We start from the raw sequence: 25,372 nt of genomic DNA, 5'->3' as shown, positions 1-25,372 counted from the left end.
CCGGGGCAATTGTCACTGGCGTTTTCGTCGTGGGTCGGCTCGGGGGGGGGGGGGGCCCCCGCCCCGGGGCCCGGCCCCGGGCCCGGGCGCCGGCGCCGGTGCCGCTGCGGGTGCCGAAGCCCCCGCAGCCGGCGCGGCGCGCTTCTCGCCTTCCATGTGGCCGGTCAGGTACACGTTCGCTTCGCTGGCGTCGCCGAAGTGATCGGTCGGCAGCGGATAGTGCTCCGGCAGCGGTTTGGCGAGACGCGGCGTCACGACGAACACCAGTTCGGTCTTGTCCTGCTCGTAGCTGGTGCTGCGGAACAGCGCGCCGAGCACGGGCAATTCCGCGGCGCCGGGCAAGCCCTTGATCGTGCCGGTCACGTTGCTCTTCAGCAGGCCGCCGATCGCGAAGCTCTGGCCGTCGAACACCTGCAGCGTGGTGGAGGCGCGCCGCGTCGTGATCAGCGGCAGGATCGAGGTCGTGTTCGAGTTGCCGGCGCTGACCACCACGCCGGTGGACGACAGTTCGGACACTTCCGGCGCCACTTTCAGGTTGATGCGGCCGCCTTCGAGCACGGTCGGCGTGAAGGTCAGGCCGACGCCGTACTGTTCTTCCTGCAGCACGATGGTCGTGCCGCCCGCGCCGTTGCTTTGCGGCACCGGAATATAGACTTTGCCGCCCGCGAGGAAACTCGCTTCCTGGCCGCTGATCGCGATCAGGTTCGGCTCGGCGAGGATCTTCACGAGCTGATCGGTTTTCTGCGCGTCGATGGCCATCTTGAGCGGCGAGTTGTTCGCTTTCGATGCGGTCAGCGCGCTGAGTCCGCCCGACAGGTAATTGGCCAGCAAGCCGAAGCTCCAGCTGCCGATGCCGCCGTTGATGTTGGCCGCCATACCGAGCTGGTCGATCAGCGTCTTCGAGACTTCGGCGACCTTCACTTCGAGCATGACCTGCTGCGGCGCAGCCACATGCATCATGTTGATGATGCGTTCGCCGCCCGCGCTGCCGAGCGACGGCGCCGGCATGCCCATCGCGCGCGGCGCGGCGCCGACCGGCAAGGGGCCGTTGCCCATCGGCGCGGCGCCTTGCAAGGCGGTGGTGGGACGGGACACGAAGGCGCGCGCCAGTTCGAGCACGCGTTCGGCCTTGACCGCATCGGTGACCGTGCCGGTCAGCACCAGCGTATCGGCGGCGGCCTTCACCTGAATGCCGGTTTCCTCGGGCATCAGCGCGGCGAGAGTTTGTTGCAGCCCGCCCGGGTCCGCGCCGACGCTCACGTCGATGATCGTGCAGGAGCCGCTGCGGCCTTGCACGATCATGTTGGTGGTGCCGACGTCGGAGCCGAGCAGATAAAGTGTTTGCGGGGAAACGAGCATGGCCTGCACGACCGACGGATTGCCGACGGTGCGGCTCTTCACCGGTTCGCGCACATCGACCATCGCGGATTTGCCGACCGGGATCGTCACAGAGCTATGTTCGGCGACCGGACCGCTGCAATTCGGTCCGCGGCTGCCTTGCTGCGCGCCGCCTGACGAAGCGCCCGCGCCCATGCCGCTCGCGGCGATGGTCAGACGCACCGAACCATTCGACGCCAACGTGAGCGGCACGTCCGGCAGGCCCGGCACGCCCGCCGCAGCGACATTCTGGCCGGCCGCTTGCGCCACCGGCAGCATCGTCAGATACATGCCCAGCAGCACACAGGTGCAGGCTTCGGCGATCCGCGTGCGGCCGCGCGGCGAGCGCGGATTCGCTTCGCGCGGGCCGAGCGGGTGCTGCGGCGCGCTAGCGCGCTGAGTCGTTATGGCGTTCATGTCCTACCCCCGTTATATGCCGCTTTTTTTTGCGTGCCGGTCTGGATGTCAGTCACGCATCGGTCACGGCTTGCAGGCTCGAGCCTGTCAAAAGCATTCTTGTCTTGCGTCGGCGCCGTCGAGCACTCGCACGCAGTTGGCCGGCGCATGCGCCGCCACCTTGCGCACGATGCGCACCGGCTTGGGCTCGGGTGCGGGCACCACGGCGACCGGCGTTTGCAGCAGGCTGGCCTTGGTGGCGCCGGCGGTGTCGATCGCTTTCGGATCGATCTGATTGCGTAACACCAGCGACAGCGTGCCGATGCTGCGTGCAAGGTCGATCTTCTCGGCCTGTTCCGGCGACACTTCGAGCGTCACCGCGTCGACCACCTTCGGCTTGGTTTCGTCGCGACCCACTTCCTGCGCGACGGCTAGCACGAGAATCTTTTCGAGCACGATCTTCGAAATGTTCTGATCTCGCGTTGCACCAGGATCGCGGCCATCCTTCTGCGTGTTGACGATGATGTCGACGTAATTGCCCGGCAGCGCGAAGCCCGCGACGCCGATCACGTCGTTTACGCGCACCGTGATGGCGCGCTTGCCTTCACCGATCACCGCCGAGAGGCCCCCGAGCGTGCCGACCGGCGTGAGCTTCGCCTCGAGAATCGGTTCGCCGTGCAGCAGGCTTTCCTTCAGCACGCGGCCGTCGAGTTTCTGGATGTCGGTGAAGGATCCGGGCGGCACGCTATTGGACGGCCAGTCGGTGAGCTTGAGGAAGTCCGGGCCGATCCGCTGACCGAGATTGATATCGGATGCAGCCACCACGACCTTGGTCGTGGCATTCGACGACTGCGAGACCATCCAGCGCGAGGCGAACACCACCGCGGTGAGGCCCGCCAGCGTCGCGATCAGCAGCATCGTTACAGCGCGCGCGTTTTTCATTTTCAACCCCCGATTTTGTCCTGCCCCGGCACCCGTCACACGCTGGCGAACAACACGCATGCGCTGCCTATTGCTATCGCGACGCCGTAAGGCATGGTCCCCGTCGCACTGCTTTCAGCCACACTGCCCGACCTTCGCAGCGCCCCGTTTCCCGGTGTTGCGCAGCTGATCAGCAATGCCGCCACCCCGTCCAGTCCGACGCGCATCTGGCGACGCCGAATCCATATTGCGAGTGACCCGATCCCACCGATCACGCAGGTCGCCAACCCTATTTCGAGTGCGCCATAAGCGCCGCAGAAGGCGCCGATCGCCGCCATCAGCTTCACGTCGCCCGCGCCCAGCAGCCGCATTGCGTAGCCCGGCAGGAAAATCGCGCCGCCGGCCAGCAGGCCGCCCAACCACATCGTCATTCCGTCGACACCGCCGTGCGTGAACCACTGCACCGGTATCGCCACGATCAATCCTGTCGCCACCAACCAGTTAGGAATCCGGCGCGTTTGCATGTCCCACAGTGCGCCGACGAGTACCAGTGTCATCACGCACGGTCCAACCGGAAAGGGAACCCCGTTCATTGCCTGCTCCGTTTCAAGGATCGAATTGCCCTTCTTTACTGGAGTCGATTCGTTCGGCGCGGGGCCGTCGCTACCCTGTCCCGAAGGACCGTCGAGGCAGGGGGGCGATCGGCTTTACGCCTCTTTGTCGCGTCAGGCCGGGGCGACCACGCCGGCCAACGAGCCTGTGATGATGTTGAAAATGGCGCTCAGCCGCGTGCCAAGTGCAGTGACAGTCACAACGATCGCCACTGCGATCAGGCCGGCCAGCAGGCCGTATTCGATCGCTGCAACGCCGTCTTCTTCGCGCAGAAATTTCTGGATCATGTTCTTCATGCTAACCCCCGTAGAGTGAAAGTTGACTTCGGTTTAGTGCCGTTTGCAGCCGCCTGCAAAACAGGCGCGCCGAAGCGGCGTTCAAGCCCGTCACGAGGACGGAAAAAAGGGGCGAGGCCAACGCTTTGCTTCGTCACGATCACAAGTGGCCGATACCCCGTATCGATCACCGTGTCGTTGTTTATCGACATCTGTTTTCGTTGACCCCGCCGCACCCCGTAAAACGCGTGGACTTCCCCGAACGCGGTTCACGAAGACTGTTGTTGCTGCCGAATCTTTTTGCTGCGTCCCGGCTGCAACGTGTTTTTTCGTTTTGTGACTCTCTATTTGCAACGGGTATGCCAGCAGGCCTCAAAGCCTTGCTGGACAAGGATCGGCGATTCGGCGGGGAGGGCTCCAGCAAGTTCGCAACACGCGATGACTCGAATTTGAGACACGGGAAAGGGCCGGGGCGGAGCCCGCCGGCCATGCTCCGCGCATTATTTCCGGCGTGTGGAAAACCCGTAGGACCGTTGGCTGGCAATGGTTCGACAAATGCTTCGGTCAAATATGCTGCCATTGAGCGGACAAAAGTACGTTTTACTGGGCGCGTCCGGAATGTTGCAAGCGTGAGACGGACGGCCCGAGAGCGGCGCGCTGGCACGGCAGCGAAAAGCGATGTCCGCACACTTTCCTATGTGGGGTAGCGCGCATTGCGCGATTGACGGTCGATCGCCCCATTGTTCTCGCGTGCGATGAAACGCTTGGGATCGACGCCGCGGCGAAAAATTTTTGGTTTCCGCGAGGAAAGCATCCCTTGCCCCCGGATGATGCGCGGCGCCTTGCTAGTGGCGCTTATCAGCGCGATTTGGGGTCCCATTCGGCATCGCGGTTTGGCAAGCGCAACGATAAAACCATCGTTCATGGCGCGCGCCATGGCGACCTGGACAGCGACGAAGGCCGACACGTCCGGCTTCGTTCAGCCCTGCGAGCCGGCCCAGTCAATGGGTGCGCCCACAACGGTTGGTCGTCGAGGACATCGGCTATGAACTGTGAGCGCCGTCATGCGCCACTTGTAACCGAGCGTAAAAGACACTGCCCGCGCCACCCGACTAATGCGACGATGTCGCCGCTCCGCCCGCACCCCACCAAGGCCCCGTTCGTCCTGAAGCTCGATCCGGACGATGGAAACGGCATGCTCGTCCCAACACCTCGTTACAAATCGACACTGAAAGCGCCCAATCGGCGGACAACACTGAGTGACGCGTTCGACTGCGCGCGAAATCCGGCCAGCGAGGACACGTTCGAGGTCGAAACCATAGGGGCTTCGCGCAGCAACCGTTCAGAAGTCTTTCGTCGTTTCACGTCAACCTCATTGCGGTGAAAACATGCAGCAGACTTTCATACCCGTGCGACGCTTCAAAAAGAACACGGCCGGTCGCGACTTCGTCGTAGGCGATCTGCATGGCTGTTTTAGCCGGCTTCGAAGAGAACTGGAACTGCGCCGGTACGACCCGTCTCGCGACAGGCTTTTCGCCGTCGGCGACCTGGTCGATCGGGGCATCGAATCGCCGGCCGTGCTCGAATTCGTGAATCGATATCGGATTCAATCGGTGCGCGGCAATCATGAGGACACGATCGTGCGGTGGCACCATCACGGCGGCAAGAACGCGTCGATTCGCTCCAACGGCGGAGAGTGGCTGTTCGACATGGCTTACGACAAAGCGGCGCTGGACGACATCGTGACGTATATGGCGGCCCTTCCCTACGCGATCGAAATCGAAACGGACGACGGCCTTGTGGGAATCGTGCACGCCAACGTGCCCATGCAATCGTGGCCGAAGATGGTTCAGGCGCTCGAACAGGAGGACCGCAACGGACCGGTGCGCCGAAAGGCGATCTGGGATCGCTCGCGCTGGATTCCGGGCAAGCCGGCAGGTTTTGTTTCGATGCGGCGGGCCTTCGCGCAACTGTGCCAACGGTTTGCTTCGGGATGGCGCGACCCGGGCGGCCGCATCGACGGCGTGGCCGCGGTCATCGTCGGACACACGCCGGTGCGCGAGCCGAGGGTTCGCGGCAACGTCATCAACGTCGATACGGGACTGGTGTATGGCGGAGCGCTGACGCTACTGCGTCTGGACGAGATACCCATGCTGCTCAACCGCACCGCTCGCGAACAACCCGCGTTCGGCCGGTCGAAAGGCTATCCGGCGGGTTCGGGCGTGTGATCGGGCGGGCGATTGCGCGCTCGCCGTCCGCCATTCCATCCGCCCACGCCAACCGTCTCGCCGGCATCACAGCCTGTACACCCGCTCCGCGTTGTCATGAAACAGCGCAGCCCTTTCCTGCGCAGAGAAGTCCCGGGTGATCTCCTTGAACGCATTGAACACGTCGTCGTAACTGCTGAACAGTTTGTCGACCGGGAAGTTGCTCGCGAACATGCAGCGTTCCACGCCGAATGCTTCGATCGCATGCAGGACGAACGGACGGATGCTGTCCACTGTCCACTTCCAGTCGCCCATGCCCAGACCGGAGATCTTGCAGAAAACGTTGTCCGCTGAAGCAAGCAAGGTCATGCTCTTTTTCCACGCCTCGATCTCTTCGGGAGCGCGATCGACTGGCATGCCGGTGTGGTTGAGCACCATGGGCGTATCGGGGAAGTCGCGCGCTAGTGCGAGCGCCTCTTCCATCTGCGTGTAATAGAGTTGTAGATCGAACGACAAACCGTACTCCTTGAGCAGCGCATAACCGCGCCGCCATTGCGGATCGCTCATCAGATGCGGGCTGTCGATAAACGTCTTCACCGGATCGCGGTGAAAATTCAGGCATTGGCGAATGCCTCGCACGTTCTTGTACTGACAGTGCTCTTCGATCACGGCCTGTGCGTTCGGCGATGACAGATCGGCAAAACCGACAATGCCATGTGGATAGCCGTGTTTGTCCGCGACACTCTGAAGCCATCGTGTTTCGGCCACCGGATCGTTGTGGTCGTATTCGACCTGAAGATGAACCGTCTTCACCACGTTCTGATTCTTGATGTCGGCAAGAAAATCGTCGATCAGATAGTCCTTGCGAATGGCCGAATAGTCTCCGAACACGCGTTTGAGCATCGGCCCTTGCAACCACGGATAGCTGCCGGTCTTCAGATCGTACAGGTGATGATGCGGGTCGATGATAGGCAGATTGTCCACAGTGCCTCCTTATAGGGTTATACGACGCGCCGCTCGGCTCGCGACAAAACGCAATGCAACGAGCGGCCGCGCAATCAACTCAACATCGACTCCTCAGTACTTGCCCGCTGAAGGCGGATAGACACGCTTGACGGTGGCCTGCGCGTCCGGCTGATCGATCGTCTCCTTCGTCACGAGCGGCTCCTTGAGCGCGAGTTCCTGGGTGGTCGGCTTGTGGTTCAGCGCATTGAACACCTGCGTCGTCGCGTCGATCCCTTGCCCCACCGCCTCTTGCAGGAAGATGCCCTGGATCGTGCCGTCGCGCAGCAGCTTGATCGTCGTCGGGCTGCCATCGGCGGTGACGACCGCCACCTTGCCGACAGCACCACGCGTTTGCAGCGCCTTGGCGGCGCCGGTCGCGGCTTCGTCGTACATGCCGTAGATCGCCTTGACGTCCGGATGAGCGGTCAGCACGTCGTTGGCCTGCTGCACCGCTTCATTGACCGTGAGCCCGTGCGTTTCGAGCACCTGCACCAGATCGCAGCCATCGGCCTTGAACGACTCCTGCGCGCCCTTCATATACTTCTGCGCATTCTCGCGATCCTGCGGCAGCGACAGCATCGCCACCTTGTTGCTGCCGCGCTCTTTTGCGAGCTTGCAGACGTACGTGCCCTGAGCCTTGCCCGTATCGTAGTTATTCGCGGTCACGGCCGACGTATAGTCCGTCTGTCCCGCTTGCGGCCCGATACCCGTAAAAGCCACCGGCACGGACTTCGACTTCAGAAGACGCAATACGGGCGGCGTGCTGGTCGAACTGACCGGCCCGATCACGATCGCGTTGACGCCGCGCGTCATGGCCGTGCGCACGTTGTCCATCTGCTTGGCCGGCGAGTTCTCCGAGGTAAACTCGACATAGTCCATGCCGAGTTCCTGCGCCCGTTGCTTGACGCCATACGCGACCCACTGCCAGTACGAAATATCCAGCGACGGCGCGATATACGCGACCGTCTGCTTGTCCGCCGCCACCGCCATCTGCGAGGCGAACGCCGCGGCGAGCGCGACTACAGATGCCGCCACCGATGCCGCCGCGACCCGTGCGACCGGCCGGCCCGAGAATCCGCCGGCTGATTTGAACGTGCGCTTGTTCATGATGTGTCTCCTTCCTGATAGTTTTAGCGAACCCGTGCTCAACGCCGGGCTTTGGTAATGCGGTCCACGAGAACCGCGATGAGAATGACGACACCGGTCACGGTGCCTTGCCAGAAACTGTTCACGCCGATCAGATTGGCGCCGTTCTGAATGATCGTGATCATCAGCGCACCGAGCAGCGCGCCGATCGCCGAACCGGTCCCGCCGAACAGGCTCGCGCCGCCGATCACCACGGCCGCGATGGCCTGCAGCATCAGGCTCGATCCTGCGGTGGCTTCCGCATTGCTGATGTACGAGACGCTGACGATGCTTGCAAACGAAGCCAGCAAGCCCGAAAGCAGATACGCGCCGAGCCGCACGCGATTGACAGGAATCCCGATCACACGCGCCGACGAACTGCTGCTGCCGATCGCATACAGCCAGCGGCCCGCCACCACCTTGCGCAAGCAGAATTCGATTGCGACGAGCAGCAGCACGCACCACAGCGCATAGTTCGGCAGGCCGGGAATCAGCGTCCCCGAATCGAGCAGCCAGTAGTCGGGGTTGGAGATCGGCAGCGAATGGCCGTCGGTCACGATGAACGAGAGGCTGCCCGCAATCGCATACGTGCTCAGCGTCACGACGAACGGCGCGAGTCCGACGAACGTCACGAGTGCACCGTTTAGCGCGCCGATCACGATGCCGACCGAGAGTCCCGCGACACTGCTCGCGACCGCGCCGTAGCCGTGCGCCATCGCAAGGCCGGTGACCATGCCGGTCAGCGAGAACACCGAACCGACGGACAGATCGATGCCGCCGGTGATGATCACGAGTAACACGCCGAACGCCATGATGACGAGCGGCGCAGCCGCCTGCGTCACGTTGGAAATATTGCCGCCCGACAGCGCGGCCGGCACGATCATGCCGACCGCGAGTTCGATCACGATGATCGCAATGGCAATCGCGATTTCGGTGCGGTAGGCGGATAGCAGGCGGCGCCCCGCGCCACTGCGTTTGGGCTGCCCCTCCACGATCGGATGAGTGGCTGATTTCATGACTGTCTCCAGAATGATGATGTTTTGTGCGAAGCGGCGTTAGCCTTCGCTAGGCGGCCATGCCCGTTGCGGCGGCGAGTTGCGTTTCGTTGACGTCGGCGTGGCGCAAGACTTCGGTGGGCTTGCCGTCCAGATCGAACGCGAGCACGGTGTCGCACAGTTCGACCAGCTCGATGTATTCGGTCGACCACCAGACGATCGTCGTGCCCTGCCGCGCCATCTTGCGAATCAACGCGTAGATTTCGCGCTTCGTGCGAATGTCCACGCCGCGGGTCGGCTCTTCGAGCACCAGCAGTCTTGGGCGGAGTAATAGCCAGCGGGCGATCAGCAATTTCTGCTGCGTGCCGCCGCTCAGTGTGGCCGGCAGGTCCCACAGCGAGCCCGCGCGAATCTTCAGTGCGTCGAGCAGCCGTGTGCTCTGTTCGATCTCCTCGCGCTTCACGACACTGCGCCGGTTGACGACACGCGCCGCCGCGACGAGGTTGTCGACGATAGGCAGCGTGGCGAGCACACCCTTGTTCGAGCGATCGCCCGAGACGAAGCCGACGCCATCGCGCGCACCGGCCGAAGGATGCCCATAGCTGACGCGAGCGCCGTCGCGTGTGATGGCCCACGAACCGGCGGGCGCGATGCCGGTCAGCGCATCGATCAGCGAAGACGGACCGACCGGCGCACCCGCTAGACCGATGATCGCGCCCGCCGGCACCTCGATCGCCACGCCGTCGCGTTCAATCCGCAATGCGCCGGCATGAATGCGCGCACCGTTACCGCCGGTGTCCTGCTCCGCCAACTCCGCCGACTCCGCGACGCTTGCCGCCGCCTCGTCGACCACGATGCTCTGCCCCATGCATTCGATGATCTCGCGGTCCGTGATCGCATCGAGCGCGACGCGATCGACGGCCGTCTTACCGTCGCGAATGATCGTGCAGACGTCGGCGATCTGGCGAATCTCACGCATGCGGTGCGAGACGAACAGCACCGCGAGCCCCGTATCGGCGATCAGTCGCCGTAACACCGCAAAGAGCCGAATCGTTTCCGCGGCGGTCAGATTGGCGGTCGGTTCGTCGAGCAACAACAGCTTGGCGCCCGAGCCGAGCGCGCGGGCGATCTCCACGAGTTGACGCTCGTGCAAGGTCAAATCGCCGACCAGCCGTCCCGACGATTCACGCGCGAACTGCGGATCGATCAGCGACAGCGCTTCGACGGCGAGCTCCATCGACGCGCGTTCGCTATATTTCGCCGTACCGCGCCGCAGCCGCGGCATCGCGATGTTCTCGGCCACGGACAGATGCGGCAGCAGTGCCAGTTCCTGATTGACGACCGCGATAGTGCCGGCGGCAACGTGCCCGCCTACGGATGCGCCGATCGCTTGCCCGTCGAATTCGAGCGTGCCGCCGTCGCGTTCGAACTGACCGGAGATGATCTTGATCAGCGTCGATTTGCCCGCGCCGTTGCCACCCAGAAAAGCGTGCACTTCACCGGGTGCGATCGAAAGATCGAATCCCTTCAGCACGCTCGTCGGTCCAAAGCTCTTGACGATCGAACGCGCCGTCAGCAAGAAGCGTTGTTCAGTCATGTCCTGTCTCCTTCCGCGTTTTTCCGCACGCTGCGTATGTTCTGCGAGCGCGTGGTATGAAGCCCACCGGTACACCGCATCGGCGTAGACCGGCGAGTGCTTTCACTGGATAGGGGAACGAACGGGATGAAATGGCTGCGTATGAGCGTCGGCTAATCGCGCGCTCACCGGGAAAGTCGGATAATCCATTACTGTCTCCTGCACAGTTGTTGCACTGCGCAACCTGTGTTTATGATTAGCCGCTCTGCGGCAGTGAAACTGCCGGATCAGTATCGAGAGGACTTCATGCATCCCTGGCTGCGCGGCTTGTCGACAGAATGGCAGTGCGAATGGCGTGCGAACAAGGCGGTTTCATTCAACTGCATCTGAAAAAAATTTCACTATGCGCATTCCACCTGTCAAAGCCATCGTCGCGTTCGAGAGCGTGGCCAGAACGAAAAGCGTCAACCGGGCCTCCGAAGAGCTCGGCTTGACCGCGTCGGCCGTCAGTCATCAGATCAGCAATCTCGAGTCGGTGATCGGCCAGCCGCTCTTCTATCGCTCGGGCCGTGGGCTCGTCCTCACGCCGACCGGCGAGCGTTATCTGTCCGATGTGACGGGATCGCTGGCGGATCTGAGCCGCGCGACCGAACGCGCGTCGAGCCGCACCGACGTCGATATCCTGCGGGTGCATTCGAGCCCCAGCTTCGGGCTCATGTGGCTGCTGCCGCGGCTCGCGTCGTTTCAGGAAGCCAATGGCGATATCCAGTTGAATCTCGCCTGCTCATATGAGGACGTCTCGTTTACCAGCGGTTACTACGACATCGACCTGCGCCACGGTTACGCGAATTGGCGCGACCTCGAAGTCAGAACGCTGCGCGGCGAATTCATCGCACCGCTCGCGTCGCCGAAATATCTGGAGAGCCATCCGGTAACAACGCCTGAAGATCTGCTGCAACATCGCCTGATCTATTCGGAGACGCCGCACGTACAGTGGAAGCAGTGGTTCGGGCGCACCGGCGTATCGGCCGCCCATAAGACCTTCGACTTCTCCTTCGACCGCTCGTACATGTCGTTGGAGGCAGCAGCGCTCGGCCTCGGCATCGCGCTGGAAAGCGTGATGCTCGCCTCGGTTCGGATCAGGGAAGGCAAGCTCGTGCCGGTATTCGACGAGACGCACGCCGTGGAGGTCGGCGCGCATCATCTGGTCTATCCGCCGCAAAACGCCGAGCTTCCACGTGTCACGCGCTTTATCGCGTGGATCGAGCGCGAGGTCGGGCGCATGGAGCGCAAAGCCTGAGTCCGCGTCGATCTTTGCCAGGGTTTTCCAGCATCACATGCGCTGAGAGTGTGAATGCGGCGTCGCACCATACAACGCCTGCTTCGAAGCAGCACGTCACCTGAAAATTTCTCAAACATAGTTGAGCAGTACGTCGTTGATGCGACCGGCCGCGCAGTAGACACTTCGGCCATCACATCAACACTCAGGAGACAATCATGCTGTTGGAGAACAAAGTCGTCATCGTGACCGGCGCCGCCTCACCGCGCGGAATCGGCAAGGCAACCGCTAAAGCACTCGCCGCTCAGGGCGCACGCATCGTCATTCTCGATCTGCGCGAAGAAGACGCGCAGCGCGCCGCCGCCGATCTCGGTGACGCGCATCTGGGCCTCGCCTGCGACGTTACCGACAAACACGCGTGCGTCTCGGCCGCCAAAGCGACGCTCGAGCGCTACGGCCGCATCGACGGCCTCATCAACAATGCCGGCATCACGCAACCGGCGCGCACGCTGGACATCACGTCCGAAAACTTCAACGCGATCGTCGACGTCAATCTGCGCGGCACGCTCTACATGTCGCAAGCCGTGCTGCCGGCGATGAAAGAGCAGAAGAGCGGCAGCATAGTCTGCATGTCGTCGGTCTCCGCGCAACGCGGCGGCGGCATTTTCGGCGGCCCGCACTACAGCGCGGCGAAAGCCGGCGTGCTCGGTCTTTCGCGTGCAATGGCCCGCGAGTTCGGCGGCGACAGCATTCGCGTGAACTCGATCACGCCCGGTCTGATCCAGACCGACATCACCGGCGACAAGCTCACTACGGACATGCGCGCCGACATCATCAAGGGCATTCCACTCGGCCGTCTCGGCGACGCGAGCGACGTGGCGAACGCGTGCCTGTTCCTCGTCAGCGACCTGTCGACCTATCTCACGGGCATCACGCTCGACGTGAACGGCGGCATGCTCATTCATTGACGCGTTGCCGCTTGCAGAGAGCGGCAACGTGCCCGGCACCCGGGCCATCCCGGGGCCATGGAAGGAGACACATATGAAAACGAAATACCCCGCGGCATCCCTTGCCGCCGACCTACCGAACCAGGCGGACTCGACGAGCTTCGAGTCGAAAACTTACGCGAAAGTCAGCCGCCGCCTGATCCCGTTCCTGATGCTGTGCTATCTCGGCGCCTATCTCGATCGTGTCAACGTCGGCTTCGCGAAGCTGCAGATGCTCAACGACCTGCGCTTCAGCGAAACCGTGTACGGCATGGGCGCAGGGATTTTCTTTCTCGGCTATTTTCTCTTCGAGGTGCCGAGCAACCTGGTGCTGCATCGTGTCGGCGCACGCAAGTGGCTCGCGCGGATCATGTTGACGTGGGCGGTGATCTCCGCGTGCTTCATCTTCGTGAAATCGCCTACAGCCTTCTACGTGCTGCGTTTTATGCTCGGCGTCGCCGAGGCCGGCTTCGCGCCCGGTGTGATTCTCTATCTGACCTACTGGTTTCCGGCCGCGCGCCGCGCCAAAGCGTTGTCGCTGTTCTTCATGGCGATACCGCTGGCCGGCATTATCGGCGGCCCGCTGTCGGGCTGGATCATGCACTCGCTGCAAGGCGCGATGGACATGGCCGGCTGGAAGTGGCTGTTCCTACTGGAAGCACTGCCCTCGCTCGTGCTCGGCGTCGCGATCCTGCTCTATCTCGACGATGGCATCGCGAAAGCGAAGTGGCTGACGGATTCCGAAAAGACGCTGCTCGCCCGCAATGTGGCCGGCGACAACGCGCATAAGATCGCCCACGTCTCGGTCAAGTCGTTCATCGGCGACCGCCGCTTGTGGCTGATGGCTGCGATCTACTTCTGCGTGGTGCTCGGCCAGTACGGCCTGACGTTCTGGCTGCCGACCATCATCCGCAAATCCGGCGTCGCGGATCCGCTGTGGATCGGCGTGTTCACCGCGATTCCTTATCTGTGCGCCATCATCGCACTGCCGCTGGTCGGCATGAGCGCGGACCGTCATCGCGAACGCCGGCTGCATCTGGCGATTCCGATGCTGATCGCCGCGGCGGGCTTCATCCTGCTGCCCGCAATCGGCAGTGTGCCGGCCTCTATCGTCTGTCTGAGCGTCGCTGCCGCCGGCATTCTCGCGTCCTCGTCGCAGTTCTGGTCGCTGCCGACCGCGTTGCTCGGCGGCATGTCGGCCGCAGCCGGGATCGCCGCGGTGAACTGCATCGCCAATCTCGCGGGCTTCTTCTCGCCGGCGATCGTGGGCTGGCTCAACGATCTGACTGGCAAGTCGACAGCTGGACTGATCTTTATCTCGGTGGCCGTCACGCTCGGCGCTTGCCTCGTGTTTCTGGTGCCCGCGAAGTCCGTGAACCGCTGAACTTTTCTTACTCTTTATGACTGATCACAGGAGACAACATGAACAGTCCAGAACGCGTGCCGACGGCAAGCCTTGCCGAACACGCATACCGTATCCGTAGAAACGCGCTGTTGATGGGTGAAGTGCAGGGCCAGGGTTATATCGGCCAGGCGCTCGACATCGCCGATGTTCTCGCTGTCGCTTACTTCGGCGCCATGCGCTACCGGCCGGAAGATCCCGAATGGGAGGAGCGCGACCGCTTCCTGCTGTCGAACGGACACTACGCGATCGCACTGTATGCGGCGCTTTTCGAAGCCGGCATTCTGCCCGCGGAAGAACTCGAAACCTACGGCAGCGACGACAGCCGCTTGCCCATGTCGGGCATGGCGAGCTACACGCCCGGCATGGAGATGTCCGGCGGCTCGCTCGGCCAGGGCTTGACCATCGCGGTGGGCCGCTGCCTCGGCCTGAAGCGCAAAGGTTCGAAGTCATTCGTGTACACGCTGTTCTCCGACGGCGAACTGGACGAAGGCGCGATCTGGGAAGGCCTGATGTCCGCGAGTCATTGGAAGCTCGACAACCTGATCGCCGTGGTCGATGTGAACAACCAGCAGGCCGACGGTCCGTCGACGCAGATCATGGCGTTCGAACCGCTCGTCGAAAAACTGGAGTCGTTCGGCTGGTTCACGCAGCGCGTGGACGGTAACGATATCGCCGCCGTGGCCACCGCGTTCGATGCGGCCCGCCAGCATCCGGTTGCGCAACCACGCATCATCATCGCCGATACGCGCATGGGTTGCGGCGTGCCGTTCCTCGAACAACGCGAGAAAAACCACTTTATCCGCGTCGATGCCCATGAATGGCAATTGGCGCTCCAGGCACTCGAAGTAGGGAGACAAGCATGAGCAACGCAACCGCGAGCAAACCGCGCCTGAAGACCTCCGCGATGATCGCGTCGATCGCGAGCGAAGGACAGGTCACACGTTCCGCGCCCTTCGGCCACGCGCTGGTGGAACTGGCGCGGCAAAAGCAGAACGTGATCGGCATGACCGCCGACCTCGGCAAATATACGGACCTGCATATCTTCGCCAAGGAATTTCCGGAGCGCTTCTACCAGATGGGCATGGCCGAGCAATTACTGATGGGCGCGGCATCGGGATTCGCGCATGAAGGCGCGCAACCGTTCGTCACGACCTACGCGGTTTTCGCCACGCGCCGCGCGTACGACTTCATGCATCAAACGATCGCCGAAGACAATCTCGACGTGAAGATCATCTGCGCGCTGCCGGGCCTGACGACCGGCTACGGTCCAAGCCACCAGGCCGCGGAAGATCTCGCCCTGATGCGCGCGATGCCGAACATGACCGTGATCGATCCCTGCGACGCGCTCGACATCGAGCAGATGGTGCCCGCGATCGCCGCGCATCAGGGCCCCGTCTATGCGCGCCTGCTGCGCGGCAACGTGCCGGCAGTGCTCGACGAATACGACTACACGTTCGAACTCGGCAAAGCCAAGCTGTTGCGCGACGGCGCGGAAGTGCTGGTCATCTCGTCCGGCATCATGACGATGCGCGCACTCGAAGTGGCGAAGGCATTGGAGAACGACCGGATCGGCGTAGCCGTGCTGCATGTGCCGACAATCAAGCCTCTCGACACGGAAACGATCGTCCGCGAAGCGAAGCGCTCGGGGCGGCTCGTGGTGGTCGCCGAAAATCATACGGTGATCGGTGGTCTGGGCGAAGCGGTCGCCGCGGAACTGATGCGCGCGGGCGTGGCGTGTCACTTCCGGCAAGTGGGTCTGCCCGATGCGTTCCTCGATGCCGGCGCGTTGCCGACATTGCACGACCGCTATGGCATTTCGACTGCCACGATGTCCGAGGCGATCAAGGGCTGGTTGAACTGAACGTGTGTTGATCGGCGACGCCGGCATGCAGCCGGCGTCGTCTTATCCGACCAGCGCGGCCTTGCGGATCGACTCGCCCGCCCGCGCCACGCTGATGATGAACAACTCATTTCATCCAGCACCCACCACGTCGATCCGCAACGCTTCACCACCCGCCGCGATCGCGAGCAGGATGTCGACGTTCGGGTGCGCACCCGGACGATTGCGCGCATCGGCCGTATGCTCGGCGAACACCACGAGGCCGTGCTCGGCCGCTTTGGCGTCGAGCGTGCCGAACGTTTGCCGCAGATAGTTGTACACCGCAAGCGAGCCCTGCTTGCCCGGCTTGTTCTCGATGCTGGCCACCACGGCGCCCTTGCCGTCCAGCAGATCGATACGCGCGATACCGTCGATAGCCGGCATCTGTGCGACGTTGTTCTTGAATACGTTGCCCGGTTGAATCATTGAAACCACTCCTTGTGTTCGGAAAATTGCGGCGCGGGCCGTATCTTATCCGATAGGGAGTGTCATAGCCGAGCGCACGGTCGTCATGGCGTCCAGCGATACACCACCATGCTCGAACCGTTGTAGTTGTCTTTCGTGATCACATACTCGCCCGCGGCTCTGAGATACGCACGCAGGCCGTACATCGAATCGACGTCGTTGCCGACATCCACGGTTGCCGGACTCGAATTGATCAGCGTGGTGACGAGCTGACCCGTAGTGAGATTGAAGACGTCGATATTCGGCACTGTGTGCACATAGCCGACGAACAGATAATTGCCCGCCGCCGTGATCGACTTGGGATTGGCGCTGGTGAGAGTAATCACGGGGTCGGGCCGCGTGGTGTTGCCCGCGCTCCAGCCGTGATAGACCTCGATGCGCGACTGCATGGCCGTCCAGTCCCAGCTTCCCGCAATGCCCTGCGCGAGGATCATGGTGTCGCTCTCCGCGAGGTAGAGGATGCGCGTAAGCGGCCGGATGCTTTGCGGAATGGAGATCGTGACCGCCGGGCCCCAAGTCGGTTTTCCGTTGCCGTCGAAGCCGCTCAGCGGATAGTGATAGATGTGATTCGTCCGGTCCAGACCGGCCCACACGTCGCCCCTGCTATCGATGCTGAAGCCGCCCGTGACCTGCAGATTCGTATTGAACGCCGCTCCCGGAATCGACGCGTCCGGTATCGCTATGTAGCCGCTCGCCGGATTGAAATGGAAAAAATAGAAGACGCCGGGGTTCTGTCCGGACGCCACCAGAATCCGGTTACCGCCGACCGTGACGAGCTGGCCGAAGTGCTCGTCGCGCTGCGTGTCGTTCATGTTCAGGCGCGGATCGGACGGATACGTGAACGGGTCGACCGTGTTCGCGACGAAGGTGCCGCCCGCCGTGCCGGTGTAAATGTGCGTGCCGCTGTAGAAGTAGGTGCCGTCCGTCGACGGGTCCGGGGCCGCGACCGCTTCGAAGTTGAGCGACTGCAGCTTCCATTCGAGGTTGCCGGCGCTGTCGTAGGCGTGAAGGTCGGTGGCGCCGTTGCGCCCGAGGTCCCAGCTGCCGCCCCACGGGTTGTTGAGCACGTACAGGTTGCCGGCGGCGTCCTTGCCGATGCCGACCACGCGTGTGAAGCGCTTGTCGCCCACCTGCCCTTTGATGCCGCTGGTGGTGTCGAGATAGCCGCCCTGAATGCCGAACGTGCCGATGAGCGTCGGCGTGCCCGCGATCGTGTAGCGCTTGATATTCATGTCCGGCCCCTGGTCGCCGACCATGAGTTGCGCGGACGCGGCATCGAAATACAGCGCCGAGGGCCGCGACGTCGCCGGCATCTGGATGGTGTTCAGCAGCGCGCCGGCCGGACTGAATTCGACGATCGTGGCCGCGCTCTGCTGCGCGACCCACAGATTGCCGGCGCTATCCAGCGCCAGCGCACCGGGACCCGATACCTTGATGTCCTGCTGCCAGACGCCGTCGGTCGTGAAGACGCGCACGCGATTGCCGTAGAAGTCGCTCGCATACAGCAATGAGCCCGCAGTCGCGAGTCCGGTGATGACATCGGCATGCGGTATCGCGGTCCACACGCTGACGGGGATGATCAGGTCACGCGTCTGGGTCGCGCGGTTGTAGCGCCCCACCGAGCCGCTGCCGAACGACCTGTTGTATTGCAACGCTGCGAAGATCGACGTGGCATTGCCGGTAATGGCGCTGCCCTGAAAGTCGGCGTGCGTGCCGATCGAGCCGAGGCTCTGGCCGTTCTGATAGATCGCGACGCCGCCCTCGTTCTCGTCCCACAACGAAGCCGTGTAGATCACGCCTTCCGGCGCGACCCATAGCGAGCGCGCGGTGTTGCCCACGTGCGCGGCGAGTGTGCCGAACGTATTGCCCAGCCAGTCGGTGGTGTATTGCGCGTAACAGGTCTGCGCGAACAAGATCGCCGCGCACAGGAGCGTGGCACGGATATGGTGCTTGACCATGAGTAATGCTCTCCGAACAATCATTTCTCGACAATGTAACTCGCCAGATATGAAAAGTCGGTGATTCGTATGAAGATATGTTCAAGGCCCAGCAATTAAACCATGCAGCGTGCATGTAAATGGAAATGGGCCGCCCACGAGCAAGCGGCACACCCCTCTTTTTCGCACTTTACCTAGGCCTGGTCTCAGGCGCACAATCTCTGCGGATAGGACGGTCCGCCGTCGTCTCCGGTCCATGCAGACCGTTCGCGCCGATGCGGCATCCGGCAGCAAGCTCACCACGGCGCGCAGCACGCGCCCTCCATTCGGAACGCCCCATGAGCAATAAGTCGTCAAGCAGACGTGAAGACCTGGTGCCCGGCGGCAGCCGCCACCATCAGATTTTTCCAACGCTCGATGAACGTCAGTTTGCGGTGCTGGAACGATACGGCGAACGGCGCCGGCTGAAGGCAGGCGACATCCTGTTCACCGAAGGCGACCGGCACATTCCCATGTTCACCGTCGTCTCCGGCGCGATCGAGGCGACCCGAGGCGCCGGCGACAAGCGCCACGTTCTGGGCACGCACGGCCCCGGCTGCTTCACCGGCGAGGTGGGCACGCTCGCGGGCCGCGGCGCGGTCGCGACGGCCCACGCCATCAGCGATTGCGAAGTGATCGTGATCGACGAGGAATCGCTGCGGGCGCTCGTCGTCGCGGAAGCGGAGTTGAGCGAAACGATCATGCGCGCGTTCATCCTGCGGCGCGTCGCGTTCATTCAGGATCAGCACGGCGGTCTGCTGGTGATCGGCAGTTCGGCTTCGTGGAGCACGCTCGTGCTGCGGCATTTCCTGAGCCGCAATGCGCAGCCTTTCGCCTACTTCGATATCGTCGAACACGAGGAAGCCAAGGGGTTGCTCGAGCGTTATGACGCAACCGAAGCCGATATTCCCGTGATCGTCACCCTGCAAGGCAATGTGCTCAAGCAGCCGACCAACCGGGCGGTGGCCGATGCGATCGGCCTGAGCCCCGACCGGCTGAACGGCGAACGGTTCGACGTGGTCGTGGTCGGCGCGGGACCGGGAGGTCTTGCGGCCGCGGTGTACGCGGCCTCCGAAGGACTGAGGGTCGCGGTGCTCGACACCAAGGCGCCCGGTGGCCAGGCCGGCACCAGCTCGAAGATTGAAAATTACTTTGGATTCCCGACCGGCATCTCGGGGCAAGCGCTTGCCGGCCGGGGCCTGTCCCAATGCCGCAAATTCGGTGCGGAAGTCGGCGTGCCCATCGAAGTGCTCGGCATCGAATGTGAGAACGCGCCGCCCTTTCATTTGCGCCTCAATTACAACGAGCACGTGTATGCCAGCGCGGTCGTCATCGCGACCGGCGCGCGCTATCGAAAGCCGCTCCTGCCGCGCCTCGAAGAGTTCGAGGGAAGCGGCATCTATTACAGCGCGACCTATATGGAAGCCGCGTTCTGCAACAACCAGGAACTGGTCATAGTCGGTGGCGGGAATTCGGCTGGGCAGGCCGCGGTGTTCCTGTCGGGATTCGCGCGTCACGTGCATATCGTGATTCGCGGCGACGGACTCAGCGCGAGCATGTCGAACTATCTGATCCGACGGATCGAAGCGGCGGCGAACATCAGCGTTCATATGCGCACGCAGATCGTCGAACTGAACGGCGAGACCCAACTCGAATCGATCAAGTGGGACAGTCAAGGCCGCATCGAGGAGAAACCGATCCGCCATGTGTTCCTGTTTCTCGGCGCACAGCCGAGTACCGGTTGGCTAGGCGATTGCGTCGCGCTCGACAAACACGGCTTCGTCCTCACGGGTCCCGATGCGGTTCCGCAGTGGTCGTCGGACCGCCCGCCTCATTATCTGGAGACGAGCCGGCCCGGCATCTTTGCTGTAGGCGACGTGCGCAGCGGCTCGGTGAAGCGGGTTGCGGCCGCCGTCGGCGAGGGAGCGGCCGCGATCCAGTCGCTGCATCAATATCTGGCGCTGAACAGGTGAGACCGGGCGCTGCGTGCGCCTGGCGGCCAGCGACAAGCGCAACTACGCCTTGCGCAGATTCCTCAGCGTCAAGCGCGCGTCCAGGCCGCCGCCGGGACGGTTGTGCAGCGTGAGTGTCGCATCCATCGCCATCGCAAGTTGCCGCGCGATGGCGAGGCCCAGCCCCGTGCCACCCGTATCGCGATTGCGTGATGCTTCGAGCCGGTAGAACGGCTCGAACACCGCTTCAAGCGACTCAGCCGGTATGCCGGGGCCGCGGTCGAGCACGGCGATCGCTGTTTCTCCGCTGGGCAAAGTGGCCGCCGTGATCTCAGCCGCGCCGCTGAACTTCAGCGCGTTGTCCACCAGGTTGCCGAGTATGCGGCGCAATGCCTGCGGACGCGTCACCAGCGAATCGCCGAGCCGCCCTTCCAGGCTGACCGCCTGGCCGGCGTCCACATAGTCGCAGACGAGACTGTCGAGCAGCGCGTCGGGATCGACGCGGCAAGGCACTTCCGTCGCGCCGTGCAGCGTGCGCGCGTACGTCACGCCCTCCTTCACCAGGCTTTCCATTTCCTGCAGATCCTGGCGCAGCTTCGCGCCCTGCGCGTCGTCGTCCATCACGTCGACGCGCAGGCGCATGCGCGTGATCGGCGTTTGCAGATCGTGCGAAATCGCCGCCAGAATCTGCATGCGTTCGGTCATGTAGGTGGCAATGCGGTCCTGCATCGCGTTGAAGGCGCGCGCGGCGCGCGACACTTCCGACGGCCCGTCCTCCGGCAGGCGCGCCGCCTTCAGGTCGGGGCCGAGCGTATCCGCGGCGAGCGCCAGCTGATGCAACGGGCGCGTGGCGAGCCGCACCGCCAGCCAGCAGCACGCGACCAGCACCGCCAGTTGCAACGCGAGCACGAGCGGCAGCCAGCGCGACAGCGGCGCGCCCGACATGGGGCGCATATCGATCGTCAGCGGCGTGCCGTCGCTCAGTTGCAGATGAACCTGCAGGCGCTCCTTGTCGCCGGGGACGGCATTCACCGTCAGCGGATAGTGCCTGCCGATGCCGTCCGCGATGGATTGCGCCACACGCTCGGACAGATGCGCATCGATCGGGCTGCCGGCAATGCCCGGCCCCAGAATGAACTCGTAGCTGCGCCGCGCGAGCCGCGGCAGCCACTGCGCGCGTTCGTTCGGCGGCAGATGATCGAGCAGCGCCACCGAGCTGCTCACTTCGCGCTCGATGTAACCCATCATCACGTTGGTCATGGTCTGGTCGCGCTCGGTCAGCGTGAGCCAGAACGACAAGGTCTGCGCCAGCGCGAGGCCGACGAAAAGAATCAGCGCAAGCCGCGCGAACAGCGTGCGCGGCCAGTGCAGCCAGGACCAGCGGTTCATTGCGGATCCTCGATGGCAGTCACCGCCGCGGAAAAGACATACCCCTCGCTGCGCAGCGTCTTGATGTAGCGCGGCTCGCGCGCGACGTCGCGCAACCGTTGACGCAGACGGCTCACCATCAGATCGATCGAACGATCGAACTGATCGGCCTGACGGCCCTGCGTGAGGTTGAGGAGTTGATCGCGCGTCAGTACCCGCTGTGGATTGTCGAGAAACACGCGCAGCAAGCGGTACTCGGCGCCGCTCAGTGCCACCATGGTGCCTTCGGCGTCCAGCAGATGGCGCGCGGTGGTGTCGAGGCGCCAGTCGCCGAAGGCCAGCATGGGCGCCGATTCCGTCACCTGCATGCCGGGCGGCAGCATGCGGGCGCGGCGCAGCACGGCGCGAATGCGCGCGAGCAATTCACGCACGGCGAAGGGCTTGGGCAGGTAGTCATCCGCGCCCATCTCCAGGCCGACGATACGATCGGCTTCCTCGTTGCGCGCCGTCAGCATCAATACCGGCACCGAACGGAATTTGCCGGCACGCAGTTCGCGGCACAGCACCAGACCGTCCTCGCCGGGCATCATCAGATCCAGCACGATCAGATCGGGCGCGCCCTGCTCCAGCGCCGCGCGCATCTGGCGCCCATTCGCCGCGAGCGACACGCGCATGCCGTTCTTCTCGAGATAACCGGCCAGCAATTCGCGGATGCCGCGGTCGTCGTCGACAATCAGTACGTGATCGATGGTTTCCATCAATGCATCATCTCTTTTGGCGTTTCAACTGCACCCGGCTCGCACACATCAATGAACACTGCACCGGATGCGCCAGTTCGGCGGCAAGGCCGCCCGTCACGAAGACGACGATAGCCAGCAGGCGTTTCATGCGTCCTCCAGCACGGAGAGGCTCGCGCCGTCCGCGACTCCCGCTTCCAGACTATACGGATCGACGCCTTCCAGGCAACCGATGTTGACTCGCCACTGCTGCGGGTCTTTACGCGTCTGATGAAACGGATAGACACCGCAGTGTTTGCAAAAATAGTGCCGGGCCACCCGCGTGTTGAACTGATAGAGCGTCAGTAAATCTTCGCCGCTCAGGATCTTCAACTGGCTTGCCGGGAACAGCGGCGTCATCAAAGCGCCCTTGCGGCGGCACAGGCTGCAGTTGCAGCGCCCGGCCGGGACGATCGGGGTACGCACTTCGAATTTGACGGCCCCGCAGTGGCAGGCCCCTTGCAGCAAGTCGGCGCTCATGGTGCTCTCCGTGATTGGCAATGCCTGCTTTATAGCCTGGCTCGCACGGCGAATTGTGTCGCAGTGTATCTGGACCCCGTACAGATACACAACATTGCACCCAGGAGGTCTGAACGACACATGCCAGATACCTGCGGACGCTTCAATACAGTCATTCGCGGCTGATACGCGAACTGCCGTTTTTAGCCTCATCCTGAAAGGACACTGACATGCTCTCCGCATCCAAGATCAAAACATTCGCCGTCGCAACTGTGATCGCCGCCGCAGCCGCGAGCGGTATTGCCGCCTTCGCGGGGTCGCCCGAACCGAGCGCGCCCGCCCTCGCAGCCAACGCCCCGGCCCCCGAATTCGCCGGCATTTCGCAATGGCTCAACAGCGATCCGCTGACGTTGCAGCAACTGCGCGGCAAGGTGGTGCTGGTCGATTTCTGGACCTACACCTGCGGCAACTGCATCAACACGCTGCCCTACGTGAAAAGCTGGAATCAGAAATACAAGGACCAGGGGCTGACGGTTATCGGCGTGCACACGCCCGAGTATCCGTTCGAGCGCGACACCGACAACGTGAAGACCGCCATCAAGCGCTTCGGCATCACTTATCCGGTCGCCCAGGACAATCGCTATGCGACCTGGAACGCGTACAACAATCAGTACTGGCCGGCTTTCTACCTGCTCGACAAGCAAGGCCGGATCGTCTACACGCATTTCGGCGAAGGCGACTATGCGAAGACGGAAGCGAAGATTCAAGCCCTGCTCGCGCAGCAAGGATAAACGCGGGTTCGTATCGGAATGTATCCGCGGTTTCCGGCGATACACAACATTGCAATTCGCCGCTTTCTCGACACATGCCCGATACACCCGCGCGGTTCAATACATCAACGCCGCTTCTCTGAGAAGAATCGCATCGCAGCAAGTCCAGGTCGACCTCTGCTCGTGCTTTCTGATCCGCGGACGTCTCTTATCCAACCGTTCAAGGAGAACGATATGAAAGTTTCCATGATTGCTTTGACTCTTGCTGCCAGCGTGATCGGAAGTGTTGCTCACGCTGCGGTACCGACGCCCTCGACCGGCACTGTGGATTCTTCGCAGATCGCTCAGGCTGCGCAGCCGCAATGGTCCGCGAGCACGGCCAGCGTTGCCGGGAAAACGCGCGCACAGGTCCGTCAGGAACTCGTGCAAGCGGAGAAGGATGGTCAACTCGCCAACCTGAATCGTTCGCTTTATATGGGTAGCTGAGTGGCGGTTTGGCGTTGACGTCGCGAGGAGTGCTCCGGGCGCTCCGCGTGATGTCGGGTGCCCGGCGCTCGTGATGAAGCTGACGATCGACGCGGGTCAACTTTATTCCGGCGACGTATCAGGTACTTTCGTGCCGACGCCTTCGTTCAAATTCATGCCTGCGAAGATGTCTTGAAGCGGCTTTGAACTGAACCGCGTTCGTCACGCGGCTTGAGTGGTTCGCGCGATGAGCGCTTGCACGGCGCGCAGATCGGCCGCCGAGGCCGGCGAAAACACGACCATGCTCAAGCCGTCTCCACCATCCACCGCGAAGGCCGAATACTCGAGCGTGATCGGCCCGGCCTGCGAGTGGCGCAGACGTTTTGTTCCAATCCAATGACTGCGCACGTCGTTCTCCGCCCACAGGCGGCGAAAGTCCGCGCTGCTCGCCTGCAATTCGGCCGCAAGCGCCGCGGCTTGCGCCGACCCGCCGATGCGCGCGATATCGATGCGAAAAACGGCGAGTGCGGCACGCGCGCTTTCCTCCCAATCCGGCTGGCTTTCTCGCACTGCCGGGTCTCCGAACAGACGCCTTAGCACATTGCGCTCGCGCGCCGGCACAGCCGCGTAGTCGCCGAGCACCGCGACCGCGGCCGCGTTCCAGGCCACGACATCCCACGTCGGCGTCTTCACGATGGTGGGACTGCCGGGCATGCCGTCCAGTACGCGCTGCAAGGCAGGCGTGACTTGCGGCGGCGCAAACGGGCTGAGCGGCGGCGGCCGTTGCTGGGCCAGCAGGAACAGCATCTCGCGGCCCGCAGCGTCGAGTTCCAGTGCACGGACAAGCCGCTCCAGCACCTCGTTCGACGGTAGGCCGCCACGCCCCTGCTCCAGCCACGTGTACCACGCGACGCTAACGTTCGCCCGCGCCGCCACTTCTTCGCGCCGCAAACCCGGCGTACGACGCCGGCTCGGCGCGTCCGGCCCCGGTTGCAAACGCGAGCGGCGATCGCGCAGGAAGCTGCCCAATGAAGTGCAGGCGGCGCCGAGCGGATCAGGCAGAGTGCTGACGGGCATAGGGGATCTCGACAATTCGCGGGTTC

The 25,372-nt window shown here is 63.1% G+C and carries 26 protein-coding genes; 9 read left to right on the top strand and 17 right to left on the bottom strand.

Translation table 11 applies throughout. The features are described 5' to 3' along the window. Positions 1-12: 12 nt before the first annotated feature. The 6 genes from P0D80_RS04145 to P0D80_RS04120 form a co-directional block, all read right to left on the bottom strand. On the bottom strand, positions 13-1,794 hold the full coding sequence (locus P0D80_RS04145) for a type II and III secretion system protein family protein (protein WP_408281445.1): 1,782 nt from the start codon (positions 1,792-1,794) through the stop codon (positions 13-15). Positions 1,795-1,881: 87 nt separating this feature from the next. Next, complete coding sequence (gene cpaB, locus P0D80_RS04140; protein WP_132377625.1) at positions 1,882-2,715, bottom strand: Flp pilus assembly protein CpaB; 834 nt, start codon at positions 2,713-2,715, stop codon at positions 1,882-1,884. Positions 2,716-2,750: 35 nt separating this feature from the next. Further along, positions 2,751-3,287, bottom strand: coding sequence for an A24 family peptidase (locus tag P0D80_RS04135; RefSeq protein WP_408281442.1), 537 nt, complete (start codon positions 3,285-3,287; stop codon positions 2,751-2,753). A gap of 132 nt (positions 3,288-3,419) precedes the next feature. Beyond that, positions 3,420-3,602: a Flp family type IVb pilin gene (locus P0D80_RS04130; protein WP_408174849.1), complete on the bottom strand. Its 183-nt coding sequence runs from the start codon at positions 3,600-3,602 to the stop codon at positions 3,420-3,422. Continuing rightward, positions 3,599-3,793: a hypothetical protein gene (locus P0D80_RS04125; RefSeq protein ID WP_408174851.1), complete on the bottom strand. Its 195-nt coding sequence runs from the start codon at positions 3,791-3,793 to the stop codon at positions 3,599-3,601. Before P0D80_RS04125 ends, P0D80_RS04130 begins: the two co-directional genes overlap by 4 nt. A 482-nt stretch (positions 3,794-4,275) precedes the next feature. Continuing rightward, positions 4,276-4,548: a hypothetical protein gene (locus tag P0D80_RS04120; RefSeq protein ID WP_408281438.1), complete on the bottom strand. Its 273-nt coding sequence runs from the start codon at positions 4,546-4,548 to the stop codon at positions 4,276-4,278. Positions 4,549-4,969: 421 nt separating this feature from the next. Between P0D80_RS04120 and P0D80_RS04115 the strand changes: the two genes are divergently transcribed. Then, positions 4,970-5,809 (top strand): metallophosphoesterase, encoded by an 840-nt coding sequence (locus P0D80_RS04115; protein ID WP_408281436.1) that lies wholly within the window; start codon positions 4,970-4,972, stop codon positions 5,807-5,809. A gap of 66 nt (positions 5,810-5,875) precedes the next feature. Here P0D80_RS04115 and P0D80_RS04110 read toward each other — a convergent pair whose 3' ends face one another. The 4 genes from P0D80_RS04110 to P0D80_RS04095 form a co-directional block, all read right to left on the bottom strand. Beyond that, positions 5,876-6,763, bottom strand: a complete 888-nt coding sequence (locus P0D80_RS04110; RefSeq protein WP_408281476.1) for an amidohydrolase family protein — start codon at positions 6,761-6,763, stop codon at positions 5,876-5,878. Positions 6,764-6,865: 102 nt separating this feature from the next. Further along, the gene (locus tag P0D80_RS04105; protein WP_408281433.1) at positions 6,866-7,900 is read right to left on the bottom strand and encodes a substrate-binding domain-containing protein; all 1,035 of its coding nucleotides are present in this window, start codon (positions 7,898-7,900) and stop codon (positions 6,866-6,868) included. Positions 7,901-7,938: 38 nt separating this feature from the next. Further along, complete coding sequence (locus tag P0D80_RS04100; protein WP_132377632.1) at positions 7,939-8,934, bottom strand: ABC transporter permease; 996 nt, start codon at positions 8,932-8,934, stop codon at positions 7,939-7,941. 49 nt (positions 8,935-8,983) lie between these two features. Then, entirely contained in the window at positions 8,984-10,510 is a 1,527-nt protein-coding gene (locus P0D80_RS04095; protein WP_408281430.1) for an ATP-binding cassette domain-containing protein, read from the bottom strand. 382 nt (positions 10,511-10,892) lie between these two features. Here P0D80_RS04095 and P0D80_RS04090 point away from each other — a divergent pair, with 382 nt between their 5' ends. The 5 genes from P0D80_RS04090 (at position 10,893) to P0D80_RS04070 (ending at position 16,020) form a co-directional block, all read left to right on the top strand. Beyond that, positions 10,893-11,789 (top strand): LysR substrate-binding domain-containing protein, encoded by an 897-nt coding sequence (locus tag P0D80_RS04090; RefSeq protein WP_408281428.1) that lies wholly within the window; start codon positions 10,893-10,895, stop codon positions 11,787-11,789. Between the two features lie 197 nt (positions 11,790-11,986). After that, on the top strand, positions 11,987-12,736 hold the full coding sequence (locus tag P0D80_RS04085) for an SDR family NAD(P)-dependent oxidoreductase (RefSeq protein WP_408281426.1): 750 nt from the start codon (positions 11,987-11,989) through the stop codon (positions 12,734-12,736). A gap of 73 nt (positions 12,737-12,809) precedes the next feature. Continuing rightward, positions 12,810-14,138, top strand: coding sequence for an MFS transporter (locus P0D80_RS04080; RefSeq protein WP_132377636.1), 1,329 nt, complete (start codon positions 12,810-12,812; stop codon positions 14,136-14,138). A gap of 38 nt (positions 14,139-14,176) precedes the next feature. Further along, the gene (locus tag P0D80_RS04075; protein ID WP_408281424.1) at positions 14,177-15,022 is read left to right on the top strand and encodes a transketolase; all 846 of its coding nucleotides are present in this window, start codon (positions 14,177-14,179) and stop codon (positions 15,020-15,022) included. Further along, on the top strand, positions 15,019-16,020 hold the full coding sequence (locus P0D80_RS04070) for a transketolase family protein (RefSeq protein ID WP_132377638.1): 1,002 nt from the start codon (positions 15,019-15,021) through the stop codon (positions 16,018-16,020). The genes P0D80_RS04075 and P0D80_RS04070 overlap by 4 nt, the downstream gene beginning before the upstream one ends. A gap of 111 nt (positions 16,021-16,131) precedes the next feature. On the opposite strand, the gene P0D80_RS04065 is transcribed toward P0D80_RS04070, so the two are convergent. After that, the gene (locus P0D80_RS04065; protein ID WP_408281421.1) at positions 16,132-16,464 is read right to left on the bottom strand and encodes a DUF2322 family protein; all 333 of its coding nucleotides are present in this window, start codon (positions 16,462-16,464) and stop codon (positions 16,132-16,134) included. A gap of 83 nt (positions 16,465-16,547) precedes the next feature. Further along, positions 16,548-18,461 (bottom strand): SMP-30/gluconolactonase/LRE family protein, encoded by a 1,914-nt coding sequence (locus P0D80_RS04060; RefSeq protein ID WP_408281419.1) that lies wholly within the window; start codon positions 18,459-18,461, stop codon positions 16,548-16,550. A gap of 317 nt (positions 18,462-18,778) precedes the next feature. Here P0D80_RS04060 and P0D80_RS04055 point away from each other — a divergent pair, with 317 nt between their 5' ends. Further along, complete coding sequence (locus P0D80_RS04055; RefSeq protein WP_408281416.1) at positions 18,779-20,452, top strand: FAD-dependent oxidoreductase; 1,674 nt, start codon at positions 18,779-18,781, stop codon at positions 20,450-20,452. A gap of 42 nt (positions 20,453-20,494) precedes the next feature. On the opposite strand, the gene P0D80_RS04050 is transcribed toward P0D80_RS04055, so the two are convergent. From P0D80_RS04050 to P0D80_RS04035, 4 genes are read right to left on the bottom strand one after another with little or no spacing between them, the layout of a single operon-like run. Beyond that, positions 20,495-21,820, bottom strand: coding sequence for a sensor histidine kinase (locus tag P0D80_RS04050; RefSeq protein WP_408174868.1), 1,326 nt, complete (start codon positions 21,818-21,820; stop codon positions 20,495-20,497). Next, complete coding sequence (locus P0D80_RS04045; protein WP_132377643.1) at positions 21,817-22,557, bottom strand: response regulator; 741 nt, start codon at positions 22,555-22,557, stop codon at positions 21,817-21,819. The genes P0D80_RS04050 and P0D80_RS04045 overlap by 4 nt, the downstream gene beginning before the upstream one ends. Positions 22,558-22,564: 7 nt before the next feature. Beyond that, on the bottom strand, positions 22,565-22,687 hold the full coding sequence (locus P0D80_RS04040) for a hypothetical protein (protein ID WP_408281413.1): 123 nt from the start codon (positions 22,685-22,687) through the stop codon (positions 22,565-22,567). Further along, positions 22,684-23,055: a GFA family protein gene (locus P0D80_RS04035; RefSeq protein ID WP_408281412.1), complete on the bottom strand. Its 372-nt coding sequence runs from the start codon at positions 23,053-23,055 to the stop codon at positions 22,684-22,686. The genes P0D80_RS04040 and P0D80_RS04035 overlap by 4 nt, the downstream gene beginning before the upstream one ends. Before the next feature lie 209 nt (positions 23,056-23,264). Here P0D80_RS04035 and P0D80_RS04030 point away from each other — a divergent pair, with 209 nt between their 5' ends. Both P0D80_RS04030 and P0D80_RS04025 read left to right on the top strand, forming a co-directional pair. After that, the gene (locus P0D80_RS04030) at positions 23,265-23,825 is read left to right on the top strand and encodes a thioredoxin family protein (RefSeq protein WP_408281409.1); all 561 of its coding nucleotides are present in this window, start codon (positions 23,265-23,267) and stop codon (positions 23,823-23,825) included. Positions 23,826-24,038: 213 nt separating this feature from the next. Next, positions 24,039-24,290: a DUF4148 domain-containing protein gene (locus P0D80_RS04025; RefSeq protein ID WP_132377646.1), complete on the top strand. Its 252-nt coding sequence runs from the start codon at positions 24,039-24,041 to the stop codon at positions 24,288-24,290. A 201-nt stretch (positions 24,291-24,491) separates the two neighbouring features. Here P0D80_RS04025 and P0D80_RS04020 read toward each other — a convergent pair whose 3' ends face one another. Then, complete coding sequence (locus P0D80_RS04020) at positions 24,492-25,346, bottom strand: helix-turn-helix transcriptional regulator (protein ID WP_408281407.1); 855 nt, start codon at positions 25,344-25,346, stop codon at positions 24,492-24,494. Positions 25,347-25,372 lie beyond the last annotated feature (26 nt).

The sequence above is a fragment of the Paraburkholderia sp. RL17-373-BIF-A genome (assembly GCF_046030175.1).
In the GTDB taxonomy this organism is placed as follows: domain Bacteria; phylum Pseudomonadota; class Gammaproteobacteria; order Burkholderiales; family Burkholderiaceae; genus Paraburkholderia.
The sequence above is the reverse complement of the archived record's forward strand: the minus strand, read 5'-3'. Positions and strand labels throughout refer to the sequence as shown.